General features: G+C 30.7%; 16 protein-coding genes and 1 other annotated feature. All 16 genes read right to left on the bottom strand.

The genetic code is table 11. The features are described 5' to 3' along the window. Window positions 1-10 precede the first annotated feature (10 nt). The 16 genes from CLAU_RS13765 to CLAU_RS13690 all read right to left on the bottom strand — a co-directional run bounded on the left by CLAU_RS13765 (window position 11) and on the right by CLAU_RS13690 (window position 15852). Window positions 11-589, bottom strand: a complete 579-nt coding sequence (locus tag CLAU_RS13765; protein WP_023162866.1) for a Maf-like protein — start codon at window positions 587-589, stop codon at window positions 11-13. Between the two features lie 11 nt (window positions 590-600). After that, on the bottom strand, window positions 601-861 hold the full coding sequence (locus CLAU_RS13760; RefSeq protein ID WP_013237389.1) for a DUF4321 domain-containing protein: 261 nt from the start codon (window positions 859-861) through the stop codon (window positions 601-603). A 179-nt stretch (window positions 862-1040) separates the two neighbouring features. Continuing rightward, window positions 1041-1763 carry a hypothetical protein gene (locus tag CLAU_RS13755; RefSeq protein ID WP_023162865.1) on the bottom strand — a complete coding sequence of 241 codons (723 nt, stop codon included), beginning with the start codon at window positions 1761-1763 and terminating at the stop codon, window positions 1041-1043. Window positions 1764-1835: 72 nt separating this feature from the next. Continuing rightward, window positions 1836-2333, bottom strand: a complete 498-nt coding sequence (locus CLAU_RS13750) for a GNAT family N-acetyltransferase (protein WP_013237387.1) — start codon at window positions 2331-2333, stop codon at window positions 1836-1838. 168 nt (window positions 2334-2501) lie between these two features. Further along, a complete protein-coding gene (gene thrB / locus CLAU_RS13745) occupies window positions 2502-3401 on the bottom strand; it encodes a homoserine kinase (protein WP_023162864.1) in 900 nt (299 codons plus the stop codon). 51 nt (window positions 3402-3452) lie between these two features. Further along, a complete protein-coding gene (locus CLAU_RS13740; protein WP_013237385.1) occupies window positions 3453-4697 on the bottom strand; it encodes a homoserine dehydrogenase in 1245 nt (414 codons plus the stop codon). Window positions 4698-4798: 101 nt separating this feature from the next. Beyond that, window positions 4799-5085, bottom strand: a binding site (T-box leader). 22 nt (window positions 5086-5107) lie between these two features. Beyond that, a complete protein-coding gene (locus CLAU_RS13735; protein ID WP_013237384.1) occupies window positions 5108-5545 on the bottom strand; it encodes an ACT domain-containing protein in 438 nt (145 codons plus the stop codon). 288 nt (window positions 5546-5833) lie between these two features. Next, window positions 5834-6031, bottom strand: coding sequence for a hypothetical protein (locus tag CLAU_RS13730; RefSeq protein WP_013237383.1), 198 nt, complete (start codon window positions 6029-6031; stop codon window positions 5834-5836). Window positions 6032-6437: 406 nt separating this feature from the next. Further along, a complete protein-coding gene (locus CLAU_RS13725; RefSeq protein ID WP_013237382.1) occupies window positions 6438-8279 on the bottom strand; it encodes an APC family permease in 1842 nt (613 codons plus the stop codon). 376 nt (window positions 8280-8655) lie between these two features. After that, entirely contained in the window at window positions 8656-9696 is a 1041-nt protein-coding gene (locus CLAU_RS13720) for a PocR ligand-binding domain-containing protein (RefSeq protein ID WP_023162861.1), read from the bottom strand. A 335-nt stretch (window positions 9697-10031) separates the two neighbouring features. Then, window positions 10032-10307, bottom strand: a complete 276-nt coding sequence (locus tag CLAU_RS13715; protein ID WP_023162860.1) for a EutN/CcmL family microcompartment protein — start codon at window positions 10305-10307, stop codon at window positions 10032-10034. Between the two features lie 144 nt (window positions 10308-10451). Beyond that, a complete protein-coding gene (locus CLAU_RS13710) occupies window positions 10452-11831 on the bottom strand; it encodes a sigma-54 interaction domain-containing protein (protein WP_242832289.1) in 1380 nt (459 codons plus the stop codon). A 682-nt stretch (window positions 11832-12513) separates the two neighbouring features. Continuing rightward, window positions 12514-13080 carry a 4Fe-4S dicluster domain-containing protein gene (locus CLAU_RS13705; RefSeq protein ID WP_013237378.1) on the bottom strand — a complete coding sequence of 189 codons (567 nt, stop codon included), beginning with the start codon at window positions 13078-13080 and terminating at the stop codon, window positions 12514-12516. Window positions 13081-13084: 4 nt separating this feature from the next. Next, the gene (locus tag CLAU_RS13700; protein ID WP_023162857.1) at window positions 13085-14473 is read right to left on the bottom strand and encodes a [FeFe] hydrogenase, group A; all 1389 of its coding nucleotides are present in this window, start codon (window positions 14471-14473) and stop codon (window positions 13085-13087) included. 42 nt (window positions 14474-14515) lie between these two features. After that, entirely contained in the window at window positions 14516-15070 is a 555-nt protein-coding gene (locus tag CLAU_RS13695) for a 4Fe-4S dicluster domain-containing protein (protein WP_013237376.1), read from the bottom strand. 26 nt (window positions 15071-15096) lie between these two features. Beyond that, complete coding sequence (locus tag CLAU_RS13690) at window positions 15097-15852, bottom strand: 2Fe-2S iron-sulfur cluster-binding protein (protein WP_023162856.1); 756 nt, start codon at window positions 15850-15852, stop codon at window positions 15097-15099. Window positions 15853-15858 lie beyond the last annotated feature (6 nt).

Below are 15858 nucleotides of genomic sequence, written 5' to 3'. Positions count from 1 at the left end.
AAACTCCTTATTATAGATTTAACCCCATCTCACTTAACATATTATACAACTTATTTAAAGGTAATCCTACTACATTATAATAACATCCATGGATTTCTCTTACAAAAACTCCTCCATGACCTTGAATGCCATAGGCACCTGCTTTATCCTTATATTCTCCTGTTTTTAAATACTCCCTTATGCGTTTATCGTCTATTTTAGAAAATATTACACGAGTACACACAAAGTCCTTAATTATTTTATTTGAGGATTTATCTATAATTGCTATGCCTGAATATACCTTATGCTCATTTCCGCTTAAGGATTTCAGCATATGAAAACCTTCCTCTATACTACGTGGTTTTCCAAGTACCTTTTCTTTAAAAAATACTATTGTATCACATCCTATTATTATAGAACTACTGTCTTTCAACTTTGAGCACACATCTTTAGCTTTACCTTCAGCTAGCTCCATAACATAAGAACCACAATTTCCATTAAATTCAACAGAATTTTCATCAAAATCACTTACCATAACTTCAAAATTTCCTGTTAATCTCTTTAAAAGTTCCTTTCGCCTACTGGAAGCCGAAGCCAATACAATCTCCATGTCATCACTTCCTAATATCTTCTATATAGTATTATAGCCACAATTATACCAATTATAGTCATAATGTTTATACTAAACTTTGCTCCTAAAGTCAATACTACAACCTTAAGATTTAATATAACTGGTTCAGTCATCCCTACAGAATAAGAATTTTTAAAAAAGTTTAGAAAACTAAAATTATTTCCAATAGCATCTCCTATAAGACTTCCACATATAGCTCCTAAAATTATAAGAAACCATAAAAAGCTCTTACCTTTTTCAGCCCCTCTCACAAAAATCCCCCTACCTTAACATTATATCTTATATAGTTTATCATTTAATAAAAGCATAAACAAGTAGATATATTATTGTTCAAAAAAATTTTTTAATTAAACATAAAAATGACAAGTATTGGTGTAAATGTCCCCGTACTTGCCCTTATATTATGACCGATTATCTTAACAATATGGAATTAATTAGATTTTACTTTTTTTAATATATTAAATATATACATATAATTTTCTTCAGCTTTATCCTTCGTTATTTCTTTAGGAAGCTTGTTTACATATTCTGTTAAATCTTTTAAAACTAATTTATTATTGCCATTTTCCGTTTTTTCACTTTTTAAAGAAGAACACCATTTTTTTAATTCATCTGTTTGTATAGATTTTACATCTTGTTCTGAAAGCTTATTTAGTATCTCTAGATTTGCATTTATTATTTCTGCTATTTCAACATTACACAGATCATCCCTCTTTATTGTAAATGCCATTTTTGAATTGTCTATTTTTTGGTCTGTAAGAGATTTCATCATTTTTTCTCCAACATTCTCTTGAAACACACCTAAAAATACCCTTGTCTTATCTGAATCCTGTATACAAAATGGAAATCCATATTTAGCTAACAAACTCTTTTCCTCTGCTGCGTTATTTTTATCTTTATAAACTCCACCTTGTACAGCTATAAATTCAGTAGATTTACCATCTACAGCTGAACTACTCTTATCAGAAGTATTTTGAACCTTATTTTGAGATACAGTACTGGCCGTATTGTCATTTAAATTTCCTGATGTTCTAAATACCACTTTAAATATAAAAGTTCCTAGTATAAATGCAGCTGCAAGTATTATACACGTAAAAAACACAAAAGACTTAGTACTTTTCTCTCTTTTTAAATCATATCGTGTGTACTTCATTTTTTCACCCCTAATTTTATACTATTTTTATATATTAATATTATGGGATAAAAAAATTATTACTGATAATTATTAAATTTTTTTCATAATTATCATGTCCATGTGCTTTCCATCTATGTCATAGAAATTCTTTACTATTCTAATAGCTTTATACCCAGCACTTTTCCAGATATTCATGTTTTCAATTTCATTTTTAATTGTTCTAGCAAAAAATTCAGTCACATCATATTCTCTAGAAAAATACTCTATTATTTCTTTTATTAAAATGCCCCCTAAACTTGTATTTTTATATACTTCAGATAGATAAAAATACCATATCCAAAGTTCATTTTCATTTTTAAACTCAATTCTCCCCTTTAATATTCCTATTAAAATACTGCCCTTTTCTATTTTTAAAAAGAACTCACACTGACTTATATAGCTCTCCAAAAATCTCTCTCTTAGATCTTCTAAATTTGTTTCTCCCTCTAGGAAATCCTTCCTATTCATCAATTTTTGTATGGACACTAAATCTTTTTCTTGCACATTAGAGATTTTTATATCTTTATATTCTATTTTAACATCCAGCATTGCTTCACCTCTTTTGTACATTTAATTTGATTTAACTCTATTAAAGGATTATACTTTTAAAATTCTACACAAATTTAAAAATTCCTTTATTTATTAAATCAATTGACATAAAAACAACACTGAATTCTTAAATCACTAATTCCAATTAACTACATTACCATTAGTAGACTAATTTAAAACTCTAGCTCCCTGTAAATCTGGATCAAGTAAAATAACCTTCCAAGTATCTTCTAGTTCACTTAAGAAATTTTTCATGGAACTTACAAATTTCTCTGCATTTTTATCCACTACTGCCATAAGTGTAGATCCTGAACCACTTATAAATTCTCCTATAGATCCTAAGTCTTTGGATTTTTTAAAAACATCATCAAAATTTCTTATTAAACTTTTTCTATAAGGTTGATGGATTTTATCTTCAAAACATATTCTAAGTTTGTCAAATTCATTGTTATAAAGAGCACTTATAAGCATAGCAGACCTAGAAGTGTTAAATATACAGTCCTCTTTTAAATAAGATTTAGGTAGAACTTCCCTAGAAAGAGCTGTACTAACCTTAAAAGATGGTATCATAGCAACAAATTTTAACTTATCTGGTACATTTACCTTTGAATGTTTTATATCCTCGCCCACTTTTATAGATATTACCATTCCTCCAAGTGCTGCAGGTACAACATTATCAGGATGTCCCTCTATTTTCGTAGCCAAATCAATTACATCTTCCATATCCATTTTATTTTTCATAATTGCATTTGCAGCTGTTATACCACCTACTATACATGCAGAACTACTTCCAAGCCCTCTTGACATAGGTATATCACATTTAAGCACATTTATTTTAAATCCATTATAAGAATATCCTTGTTCATTCATAGCACTCACTATGCTTTGGTATATAAGATTTTCCCTAAAATCCTCTTCTAACTTTAATCCACCATTATATATTTCAGTTTTTCCAGTTATTTCTTCAACTTCAATTTCATTGTATAATTTGAGTGCCATACCTAAAGTATCAAATCCCGGTCCCATATTTGCTGTAGTCGCCGGCACCCTAACTTTGACTTTAGTCATATCTAATATCCCTCCAATTTTGTAAAAACCTTTGCTAAAATTCTATTCTCATTATTTGTCTAAAACCAATAACTTCTTCACAGACTGCACATTTTTTTCACTTTTTACTTTTTCAATATATTCATCTATTAAATCTTCGTTATCTGCATTTACAAAAGCTACAACTTCTTCCTTATTTCCAGAAACACTATTAGACAAAATATAACAGCTTTTAAAACTTGAAGATATACTTTCTATAATTTCTACTCTATTTTGTGTTTTAATTCTTAAAAGCCATTTACTTTTTAAATTCCAGCTCTTATTTATACTAGCCTTTTCACTACTAAAAGTAATAGTTTTTTCTCTTTTATTTTCAACTATATCTGCTATATCTGCAAAAACTGCACTAGCTGTAGGAAACATACCTGCTCCTTTTCCTGAAAACATCACGTCTCCTACTGCATCTCCTTCTACTAAAATAGCATTGTATTCATTCTCAATTTTCCCGAGCATAGAATCTTGTTTTACCATAACTGGCATAACAGTTGCATATATATCATCTTCAGATACCTTACTGATTCCAAGAAGTTTTATACTACACTTTTGCATTTTGGCATATCTGAAATCATCGCTATCAATTTGTGTAATTCCTTCTATATTTATATTCTTCCAATCCACTCTTCTGTTATATGCAATAGTAGATAAAATTGAAAGCTTTCTAGCTGCATCATATCCTTTAACATCTGATTCTGGATTTGCTTCTGCAAAACCCATTTCCTGAGCAAGTTTTAAAGCTTCTTCATAACTCATACCATTATGACTCATTTTTGACAATATAAAATTTGTAGTACCATTTAATATAGATTTGATACTCTTTATTTCATTTCCCACAAGACATTCATTCATTGATTTCAATATAGGTATTCCCCCTCCAACACTTGCCTCAAAATGAATGGTAACTCCATTTTTTTTAGCTAACTGCAAAAGCTCATATCCTCTTTCTGCCATCAAATCCTTGTTAGCTGTAACTACATGTTTTTTCATATTTAAAGCTCTTTTTATATATTCATAAGATGGATTTAGCCCCCCCATAGCTTCCACTATGATATCCACCTTTTCATTGAATATATCCTCTATATTTTCTGTTAAAAGCCCCCTATTTTTATTGTTTAAGTGTTTATCTACATTTCTAACCAAAATTTTTGATATTACCAATTCCTCATCTAGTTCATCTTTAAATTTATATCTATTTCTAGATATAAGTTCAGCTACTCCACTTCCTACTACTCCATATCCAAGCATTGCTATATTTGCCATTTTACTTCCCCCTAATTATTTAATCTTATCAAGTAATTCTAAAACTCAGATAAATTTATTTAAGTATTAAGTTACATTCTAATGTTAAAAAAACCCTTCCCTACTGGGACGAGTTTTATCGCGTTTCCACCCAATTAACAGTGTCAATTTTTAGTTATCACTAAAATAACTAAGCCCCATTACAGCCTAGGATATTCATCCATTACTTAAAAGCCATTACTGTCTCTCAATATCCATAACGCAGATCTGCGGAAATACCTACTATTAAATTTCAGTATACAACTCAAAGGTGGTTTTCAATAAATATTAACTTAGGGAATATTACAGCCTATGAATCCCCCTCTCTAAAAGCAATACATTATTTACTTTTCCTTTTCATTGTTTTTGCACATAATTAAAACAAACTTCATCTATTCCACTGCTACCAAACTTACACTTATAACGCTGTCTAACTTACCTATCTCTTCAACAAGTTCATTAATTTCTACTTCCAATTTAGAAGCATCAAAAGTTATAGATACAGCAGCCGCATTATTTATGGGTATATCCTGATTTAAAGTCAATATGTTGCCCCTTCTTTGCGCTATTTTATCAAGTATATTTGATAGTGACCCAGTCTTATGAGCTAATATAAGTCCAATAGTTACCTTGTGACTTGTTATACCTTCAGATAATGTAAACACTGAATCTTTGTACTTATAATAACTGCTTCTACTTATGCCTACTTTCTTTACACCTTCTGATATGTCTTTTACACAACCAGTTCTCAAAAGTTCTTTTACCTTTACAACTTTGTCAAACACATCAGGAAGTATTTTAGTATCAATTATAAGAAATCTATTATTCATAAAACCCCACCTTGTCCGTCATTCAAATACACATGTATGTTGTTGAAGTATATGAATTATAATATCATAATAAAAATAAATATTCAACAGTTTTTATGAAAATTTTTATCTCAAAATGCAAGTAATCCTTTACACGTAAATTATATTTTTTAGTTAATAGTTAAGAATGAATAATTAATAGTTAATGCGGATTTTTTTCGTTACACTACAAAAAATCTTTAATTAAATTTTTGAATACTCGTTTTCCTAAAGCAAAACATTACTAATGGCTAAATTATCAAAGAAGGCCTAAAATCCAAGTATGTTCCACCTTTTAACATGTGACACTATTGAAACCTTACTTAAAGCAGGAGATTTAATTATTTCATCATTGGAGAATCCTCTAATAGCTTGAAGTGCTATTTTTGTATATGATGACTTAGTTTTATTTTGTAGTTCAATTAAATCTTCTAACTTATACCCATGTAATGTATTAACCTGTAACATTGGTCTATCCATATTTATATGAGTGATTCTAATTGAAATTTTAACTTATACATAAAATATACTAACAAAATAGAAATCACACTTAAAAACTTTTTTATTAAATATAAGTAATCATTTACACGCAAACATCACAAAATCAAATATAAAGTTTTAACTAAAAAATAAACTTGTGCGTAGAAATATTTTACAATAAGCAAGTACATTTAAATATTTTGCATATAAGTCTTAGTGGAAAATTTGCAAAAAAACTTAGACCTTTTGAATTGTTTGAGGTACGAGTTTTCAAAAGGTCTTAGCTTTTTGTAAATTTTCTGCTTAGACTTATCAAAATATTTAACGTACTTGTGGTTGTAAAAATATTCGGAACACAAGTTTATTTTTCGTTTAGAAACTCTATATATTTTCTTTAATCTTCAAATATTATATATGGTACTGTAACTATAGCTATATTTCTTCTTCTCAAAAGCATGGTTTTAATAAATAATGCCGTTTGATTATGAAGTATATTTCCCCACCATTTTGTAACTACAAATTGGGGAAGAACTACAGTAACTGTATCCTTAGATCCTGCTGAGTACTCTTCGGATTCTATAAATTTAACAAGAGGACCCACAATACTTCTGTAAGGTGATTTTTTTACTATTATTGGTATGTCCACATCATATTCGTGCCATTTTTTCAAAAGCTTATTTGTAGCCTCATCATCTACAGAAACATGAAAAACTATTATATTTTTAGAAATTGTTCTTGCATAATTTAAAGCTTTCAAAAAAGATTTATTCAAAGTGTCAATAGGAACTATTACGTATCTCTTTTGTTCTGCAAAATTTATTTCTTTAGGTTTTTCATCAATAGATAGTCTTAACTGTTCTGCTACTTTAGTATAATGTTTTTTTATAATCGCCATGAAATATACTATAGTTGGTATAAGTATAAAAACTATCCAAGCTCCACTTGTAAATTTTGTTATTCCAAGTAAAACAGCTGTAAATAAAGTTACAGAAGCACCTACACCATTTATAAAAGCTCTGTGAACCCACCCTTGTTTCCTTATTTTAACCCATCTTACAAGCATCCCAAACTGTGATAATGTAAAAGATATAAAAACTCCCACAGCATAAAGAGGCATTAAATAGTGAGTTTCGCCATTAAATAATACAACTAATAAACAAGATATAATTCCTAAAGTTATAATTCCATTAGAATATCCAAGTCTTTTTCCCCTTTTGGCAAACTGTCTTGGTGCAAAACCATCCTTAGCTATATATGCTAAAAGCATTGGAAGTCCTGCGAAGGCTGTATTACTTGCCATAATAAGTATAATTGCAGTAGTTGCCTGAATTATATAAAACATAACATTGTTCCCAAATACCTGAGCTGCTATCTGAGCTACTACGGTTACATTAGAATTAGGAACTGAATGATATAATGTTGCCAGGTAAGATAAACCTAAAAATACTATAAATACAGTAAAAGAAAGAAGTCCTAATACTTTCTTAGCATTTTTTTGACACGGCTCTTTGAAGTTAGGTATTCCATTACTTACTGCTTCAATACCCGTTAAGGCTGTACATCCTGAAGAAAAAGCCCTTAAAAATAAAAAGAGAGTTATATCTCCTGTAACCTGAGGTACTTTATAAGCAGCTACTGGAGTATATCCAAAAATTTTAACCTTACATATTCCCCATGCAATCATAACTAGTATAGATATAATAAACAAATATGTAGGTACACCAAACATTTTAGAAGATTCTCTAAGTCCTCTAAGATTTCCTATAGTCATAAATAGTATTAGCAATAAAGTTATTTGAACTTTATATGGAAAAAGTGATGGAATTGCAGATGTTACTGCTGCTGTTCCTGCACAAGCACTGACTGCAACGGTAAGTATATATCCTATAGTAAGTGATGCGCCTGCTACAAGTCCTGGTGTTGTACCTAGGTTATCTTTGGCTACAATGTATGATCCACCACCGCCTGGATAAGCATCTATAGTTTGTCTATAAGACATAGTAACTAAAAACATTAAAAGTACAATACACAATGTAGCATAAAACATATATTTATATGACATTATTCCAATTACAGGTATTAATACCCAAAGTATTTCCTCTCCTGCATAAGCCACTGAAGAAATAGCATCACTAGATAATATAGGTAGTCCCCAAAATACATTTAATTTTTCACTTTTTAATTCTTCAGTTTTTAAACTTTTTCCTATTAAAAGTTTTTCTAATTTAGATCCCATTTTTTTGCTCCTCTAAAAGTAAATTTTCTTTTAAGTTTAGTATGGAATGATTATATATTATAATTAACTTTTATCATAACCTTCTTTTGAATATTTAAAGCTTATTTTAAATTAAATTAGTCAATCTAAAGCTTAAAAGTAGGTTATTTATCTATATTATTCATTAATTCTTCAATTTAATACGATTTTAGCATACTACTAATTATTGACTATTAAAACTATTGATTATTTTTCACATATAATGTATTTATAATTCTAATTAAGCAAGTAAAAACTATATTTATATGTGTTATATAAATATAGTTTTTATAAGTATCCTATAATTGAACAATATTATTGCCCTTTAAGACCAATATATCAAATTTCTAATATGTACTTATTTTAAATCATGTGCCAGTTCTTTCATCTCAGTAGTCATAGATAATACTTCCTGTAACCCAGAATTAATTTGCTGGATAGATGCTGCTTCATTTTCAGTAGTTTTTGATGTATAATCAGAAGTTTCCAAGGTTTTTGAAACAGAAGTCTGAATATTTGAAGTAAGTTCTATAACTTTAGCAGCAGTTTCCTTTGAACTATCCGAAAGTTTTCTTATTTCGTCTGATACTACACCGAATCCTTTTCCAAATTCTCCCGCCCTAGCAGCTTCAATAGCCGCATTTAATCCAAGCATTTTTGTCTGATCTGCAATACTTTTTATAGAACCTATAATTTCATATATTTTAGACGACAGCTCCTTTATACTTTGAATCTCTTTATTTAAAGATTGTTGATTTTCTGAAACCGTAACAGCAGAAGATGCTAGTCCTTCCATAGCTTGAGATATTTGCTGTAAACTTTCGTTTATGTTTTTACCCATATGTTCTAACTTGTATTGATTATACCCAAGTTTAGATAAAGTATTTGCCATCATATATAATACCTTTGCTATAGCTTCTACTCTATCTTTTTCTACAACTTTTACTTTTCTAAGTGCCTCTATGTATTCATTTGGATCTACTCCTATTTCTAGGGCTATTTTTCTAAATTTATCTTCATCAGGTGGTGCCGTCAAAACTTGTCCTCCAATAACGCTGCCAATAATCTTACCTTGTAATACTATTGGAGCTGCATAATCTGTAAGTCCAGCATGACAAGTATAAACAGCAGGTTTACCTGTTCTATAAGATTCTTCTCCACCTTTTTTATCACATTCCTGGCACCTTTCATTGCCAATTTTACATCCTCTTGTAAGCTTCATGCAGAAATCGGTAAAACAACTTCCTTCAGTTACAGGTGAACCTTTATCATCTATAGAAACACTTGCTGTTCCAGTACCTTTAGAAAAATTATCTTGAAGTTCTTGTAAAAACTTCAAGTCAATTATATCTTCCATTTTTATTTCATTAAAATCTTTTTTTTGAGTTTTATTATCCATATCGACATATATCCCCCCTAATTAATGCAATAATAACTTATTATATATTTATCGTAATTATAATCCATTTACTTTATACAATATAACTCAACTTTCGCACATATAAAACTTTGCGAAGCAAAGCTTCGCAAGTTAAGAATTAATAATGAAAAATTAATAGTCAAGGATGATTTTTAGCTCTCGCAAAAAATCTTTAAATTTATATGAACCAGCCATGTTTCGCTTTAGCGAAACGAGCTATCAAAAATTTAATCAAAGATTTTTTGTAGTGTAACGGAAAAAAATCCACATTAACTATTAATTTTTAACTCTTAATTTTTAATTATATTTATCAATTAATGTTCATCCCATTCAATAGAATCTACAATACCTACGATAGAAGCATCTATTGGTATATCATTTTGAGAATCACTAGAATTTCTTGATCCACTTCCTGTAACCACAATTACAGTGTCATTAGCACCTGCACCTACAGTATCTACAGCAACAAAATGATCACCTATTAAATTTTCTTTTTCATCTATTTTTTTTACTATTAATAGTTTGTTTCCTATAAGCTTTTCACTTTTTTGGGTAGAAACAACCTTTCCAACAACTTTGCCTAAAAACATACATACCCTCCTTTATTTAAGTTTTTCTAATCACTAGTATTATACAATTAAAATATTTGGCAATATTTTTCTACTTTTAATTATTTACATGTTATTTTTCGTTTTTTATTAGTATCACAACTATATTGCAATTTTAAACTTAAATCAATTTTCAGATTTATCATTATATAAATTCAAATCTATGTCATACTTAGTTATCTTTCTGTATATAGTTGCCTTGCCTATTCGTAGTAATTCAGACGCCTTCATGGCATTTCCTTTACAATATTCAAGTGCATTTCGTATACATCGTTCTTCTACTACTTCTAAAGGTAAAATTTCTTTTGATAAATCATTACTTATTTGTATTTCAGCTTTTCCACTCCTACCAATCAAGTACTTTGAGGTTATCATGGTATCCTCGCAAAGATAATAAGATCTTTCCACTACATTTCTAAGTTCTCTTGTATTTCCTTCAAAATTATACCTCTTCAACTTTTCTATGTAGGAAGGGTCTATATACTTGGGATCACATGGATTCTTAATATTAAGCTGACTCACAAAATACTGGGCTAAAAGTTCTATATCTTCCTTTCTGTCTCTTAGAGGAATAAGATGAATATTCATGACATTAAGTCTATAATAAAGATCTCCTCTAAAATTTTTGTTTTCAACCTCATCTTTAAGTACCCTATTGGTTGCCGCAATTACTCTTACGTCAATAGATTTTTCATAATTTCCTCCAACCCTAACTATTTTAAGGTTATCTAATACCCTTAAAAGTTTTGACTGAATATCAAGTGGGAGTTCTCCTATTTCATCTAAAAATATTGTACCTCCATCTGCTAATTCAAATTTTCCTGGATTTCCTCCTTTTGATGCACCAGTAAAGGCACCTTTTTCGTATCCAAAAAGTTCACTTTCTACTAATTCTCTAGGTATTGCAGCACAGTTTACAGCTACAAAAGGCCCCTTACTTCTACTGCTGTAATTATGAATAGATTGGGCAAATACTTCTTTTCCTGTGCCGCTTTCACCTTCTATGAGTATATTACAATTTGTTTTAGCTGCTCTTTTAGCTAACTTTATGACAGTTTTCTCCCTTTCATTTTTTGTAATGACATCATCAAAAGTAAATGAAGCCTTATAACCCACTAAATTATTTACCATCTTATGTAGGTTTTTAGTATCTCTAATAGCTAGTACTAATCCTATTATTCGTCCTCTTAATTTTACAGGCACCAAATTTACAACACATCTTATCCTTTTTCCATCTATATAAAAACTACAATCTTGCGACCATTTGTTTTCTCCAGTAAGTACCACAGTTTTTAATATTTCATCCTTTAATATTTCATTTAAATAAGTTAAATATAAAGTTTCTTCTTTCACTCCCAGTATTTTAACAGTTGTTATATTAACTTTTTTTATTAAAAGGTTTTCGTCTGTAATTATGAGACCATCGTAACAGCAATCAAAAATAGCTTTAAGTATAAAAGATGATATATCATATTCCAATATACTGTCCATATCAATCCTGCACATACTACCTACATCATCTAGGAAACTCATATCTTCCATTCTTTAACCTCCTTCTATATGTAAATCTTCTATTTAGTTTTAGTATATCACATTTTGAGAACAATCATGGAAAATCATTGTATCATTATGATAAATATTTATATAATATCATAATGATATTGACTTTTTGTGTCATTATGATATTATATAAATATAAGGTGTCTTGTTTCAACAGGACAACAATTGGCACAAGAGTTGCTTAAATATAAATGTGAATATATGTTTGAAAAAACATTTTAATAGCCCTAAACCTAAAATCTAAGTAAAAATACTCCAGCATAGTTAGACCCCTATGCTGGAGTATTTTTTACTTATCCAAATTTCTTCTTTAATCTTTGTACTTTGGTATTTAAAAAATTGAGTTAAGTTATATACAACAAAAAACTAAGAGCTTTCACCATATGGCTATGATGAAAGCTCCTAAATATTATCTATAGTTTTATCCGATTGCTACCATTGCTAACCCCCCATCTTCTTCAAAGCGGGGGATAATCACTGCTACGCACCTGGATAAGTTCTTCCCCTAAAGGATAACGTATTCTAAGTGCTAAAGACACTAAGAATACTGTTAATAAGGTTCAGATGGAGAAAAGGTATTCCTTATAAGCAATCTCCACCTGAACCTAAGAATCACTTGATATACTTTTTAGCTTACTTCACGTTCGTCGTCATCTTTTTTTTCAACTATATTATTATTGTCATCATAAGTAACTAGTTTGAGAGATTTTGTAGGACAAACTTCTATACAAGCAGGCCCTCCATCCCTATCCTGGCAGAGATCACACTTATTTGCTACCACTCTTCCTTTTCCATTCACAGTAGGATTACCTTCCTCACTCATCTTAAGTCCCTTTTGGTCTACAACTTCTCCATCCCTATATTGAGAAGCTAATTCAATAGCTCCAAAAGGACAAGCTAACATGCAGATTTTACATCCAACACATACATCTTTATTTACACTAACATAACCATTTTCATTTGAAATAGCGTTAACTGGACAAGCTTTACCACAAGGTGCATCTTCGCATTGTCTGCATTGAACAGGAGCACTTACTTTAGCAGTTTTTATCACATTTAAGCGAGGATTAAAATTAATCTTGGATACATTTGTGTTAAAAAAGTCCCCTCCTGAATGTGCAATACCACAAGCTGCTTCACAAGTCCTACATCCTATGCATTTATTAGGATCTGCTACTACGAGGCAATTCTTCATTTTATTAACTCTCCTTTTTTCTTGAGATATATTTAGTGTGCAATAATTCATGAGACTTAGCTCCTAATGGTTTGTCTAAGAACTCATCATATATTTTCTTTATTTCTGGATTTTCATGTGATTTTCTATAAGTAAGATTAGCGTCATGATTATATAGTCCCTTTTTCCTATTATTATAAGCTTCCTCTTTATCTGAATCAAGTATAACTTTAGGTTGTCCTCCACCACTTATACATCCTTGAGGACAGGTCATAACCTCTATAAAGTGCAAATCACATTTGCCTGCCTTTACTGATTCCATAACGTCTTTTACATTTTTTAAGCCGGAAACTACTCCTACTTTTAGTCTAATATCCCCTAAATCTACTTCAGCAGTTCTAAAACCTTCTCCACCTCTTACCATAGTAAGATCTATACTTGGAATAGTTTTTTTAGTATAAAGTTCATATCCAGTTCTAAGTGCTGCTTCCATAACTCCACCTGTAGCACCAAATATAGTTCCTGCACCGGTATACATACCAAGAGGAGTATCAAACTGTTCTTCTTCAATAGTATTAAAATCTATATCAGCATCTTTGAACAGTTGTGCTAATTCCCTTGTAGTTATAACTGCATCTACATCCCTGTGTCCACTGTCATGCATTTCTTCTCTTTCACTTTCAAATTCCTTGCATGTACATGGCATAACAGATACATTATAAATTTTAGCCGGATTAACCTTATTTATCTCTGCTCCATAAGTTTTAAATATAGCTCCAGCCATCTGATTTGGAGACTTACAACTTGAAAGATGAGGTAAAAGTTCTGGATATGTTTGTTCTGCATATTTTACCCATGCTGGACAACAAGAAGTAAACATTGGCAAAACTCCGCCTTCAGCTACTCTTTTTAGTAACTCACTACCTTCTTCCATTATAGTAAGATCTGCACCAAAGTTTGTATCATATACTTTGTCAAATCCTAATTTTCTGAGTGCAGCTGCCATTTTTCCTTCACTTAAAGTTCCAAGAGGCATTCCAAAATCCTCTCCTATAGCAACTCTTACAGCAGGTGCACATTGCACAATTTTAAATACATCTTTGTTTTGTAAAATTTCTTTAACACTCTTTACCTGACCTTTATTATATGCTGCAAATAATGGTTCATCTACTTCCTTTAACAATCCTCTATCAAATAACCTTTTGCTAACTGGAGTAGGAACATCGTCGTATACAGATTGATAGCCTTTACAAACTTGAATGCATTGTCCGCACATAACACACTTTTCAGTATTTATCTTCTGAGGTTTACCCTGTTCACCTTCTATAGCATCTACAGGGCAGACATCCGCACATCGTCTGCAGCCTGTACATAATTCTTCATCTATATTTATCATAGAAGTACTAGTTGGCATATTTAACATTCCTTTCTTTTCCGGATTTTTATAACTTATAAATTAGAGATTTGCGTTTATATTTAACAGTTCCATAGCAGCTTTCACACTACGATCTTTTTTATCTTCTCTAGGATCTACTAACCTCAAGGCCTCTTTTGGACATTCTTTGACGCAAGCAGGTTCTCCTCCCTCTTCCTTACATAAATCACATTTATAAGCTGCTGCTCTTACTTTAACCTGAATTCCTCCTGTAACTACTTTACCTTGAGTTCTAGGCAGTAAACTTACAGCACCTACCGGACATACTATTGTACAGGTCTGACATCCTATACATGCACTTTCATTTATAATGATACTTCCATCTTTTTCAACTATAGCATTAACTGGGCAGGCATTTAGACATGGTGCATCCTCACAATGTCTGCATTGTACTGGCATTACATTTCCTTTATTTTTAACAAAGAATAACCTTGGAGTAACTTTATTATTCATAGTTCCAATGGTTTTTCCTTGAGTATCTTCTCTATGTTTTGCAGCACAGGCAATCTCACAAGATCTACAGCCTATGCACTTGTCAGGATCGGCTATTACAAAAGAATTAAACTCTGGTTTCATTTAAATTACCACCCCTCTTTTAATTTTCACACGTTCTCAAAAATATTTTTGACATCTTTGGCTGTAACTTTCTTCTTGCAGCTGCTACACATAAGTTTTTCTGGCTGCTCTTTTCCAAGCCTATTGTAAGCATATTTTACATGTTCTTCTGTAGCAAAATATTCTCCGCACAAATCACACTTAACCATCTTGAATTTTTTGCCCCATATTTCTCTTTCTCCATCTTTATCCACAACTTTTATTGCATTAGTTGGACAAACATTTGCACAGGAAGCACATCCTATACATTCCGGTGAAGATTCGTGATATGGAGTTGCTACTTCTTTATACATACCCCTATTAACTGTTGAAATTGCTCCAGTACCTAATTCCTTGCAAGCTTTTGCACAAAGTCCGCACAAAACACAATTTTGTTCTGGATCCAATTTGAACCTCTTTACTCTCTTTTCCTCTACTCCAAAGGCTTTAGCTAATTCATTTACCTCTTTATTTTCAGGGCATCTTACTTTTAAAAGCATAACTATGTTTTTTCTCATTCTCTTTATTTCATCGTCATTAGTTATAACTTCTACTTCCTTACTTACAGGGAATATACAGGAAGTTACTATCTTTGCACGTCCCCTATCTACTACTTTAACTATACATAGTCTACAGCTAGCAAGCCCAGGCAATGCATCGCTGTGACATAATGTAGGTATATATATGTTATTTCTTCTTGCTATTTGTAATATGAATTCTCCTTTTTCAGCTTCACAAGCTTTTCCATCTATTGTAATTTTCATATCTAC

The sequence above is a fragment of the Clostridium autoethanogenum DSM 10061 genome (genome assembly GCF_001484725.1).
Classification (GTDB): domain Bacteria; phylum Bacillota; class Clostridia; order Clostridiales; family Clostridiaceae; genus Clostridium_B; species Clostridium_B ljungdahlii.
Note: the sequence above shows the minus strand (reverse complement) of the source record. Positions and strands in the feature narration are given on the sequence as shown.

Excerpts from the sequence above, each read along its gene's own strand:
- CLAU_RS13765 (WP_023162866.1), bottom strand. The coding sequence starts at position 589 with ATGGAGATTGTATTGGCTTCGGCTTCCAGTAGGCGAAAGGAACTTTTA.
- CLAU_RS13755 (WP_023162865.1), bottom strand. The coding sequence starts at position 1,763 with ATGAAGTACACACGATATGATTTAAAAAGAGAGAAAAGTACTAAGTCT.
- CLAU_RS13750 (WP_013237387.1), bottom strand. The coding sequence starts at position 2,333 with ATGCTGGATGTTAAAATAGAATATAAAGATATAAAAATCTCTAATGTG.
- thrB (WP_023162864.1), bottom strand. The coding sequence starts at position 3,401 with ATGACTAAAGTCAAAGTTAGGGTGCCGGCGACTACAGCAAATATGGGA.
- CLAU_RS13740 (WP_013237385.1), bottom strand. The coding sequence starts at position 4,697 with ATGGCAAATATAGCAATGCTTGGATATGGAGTAGTAGGAAGTGGAGTA.
- CLAU_RS13735 (WP_013237384.1), bottom strand. The coding sequence starts at position 5,545 with ATGAATAATAGATTTCTTATAATTGATACTAAAATACTTCCTGATGTG.
- CLAU_RS13730 (WP_013237383.1), bottom strand. The coding sequence starts at position 6,031 with ATGTTACAGGTTAATACATTACATGGGTATAAGTTAGAAGATTTAATT.
- CLAU_RS13725 (WP_013237382.1), bottom strand. The coding sequence starts at position 8,279 with ATGGGATCTAAATTAGAAAAACTTTTAATAGGAAAAAGTTTAAAAACT.
- CLAU_RS13720 (WP_023162861.1), bottom strand. The coding sequence starts at position 9,696 with ATGGATAATAAAACTCAAAAAAAAGATTTTAATGAAATAAAAATGGAA.
- CLAU_RS13715 (WP_023162860.1), bottom strand. The coding sequence starts at position 10,307 with ATGTTTTTAGGCAAAGTTGTTGGAAAGGTTGTTTCTACCCAAAAAAGT.
- CLAU_RS13710 (WP_242832289.1), bottom strand. The coding sequence starts at position 11,831 with ATGTGCAGGATTGATATGGACAGTATATTGGAATATGATATATCATCT.
- CLAU_RS13705 (WP_013237378.1), bottom strand. The coding sequence starts at position 13,080 with ATGAAGAATTGCCTCGTAGTAGCAGATCCTAATAAATGCATAGGATGT.
- CLAU_RS13700 (WP_023162857.1), bottom strand. The coding sequence starts at position 14,473 with ATGCCAACTAGTACTTCTATGATAAATATAGATGAAGAATTATGTACA.
- CLAU_RS13695 (WP_013237376.1), bottom strand. The coding sequence starts at position 15,070 with ATGAAACCAGAGTTTAATTCTTTTGTAATAGCCGATCCTGACAAGTGC.
- CLAU_RS13690 (WP_023162856.1), bottom strand. The coding sequence starts at position 15,852 with ATGAAAATTACAATAGATGGAAAAGCTTGTGAAGCTGAAAAAGGAGAA.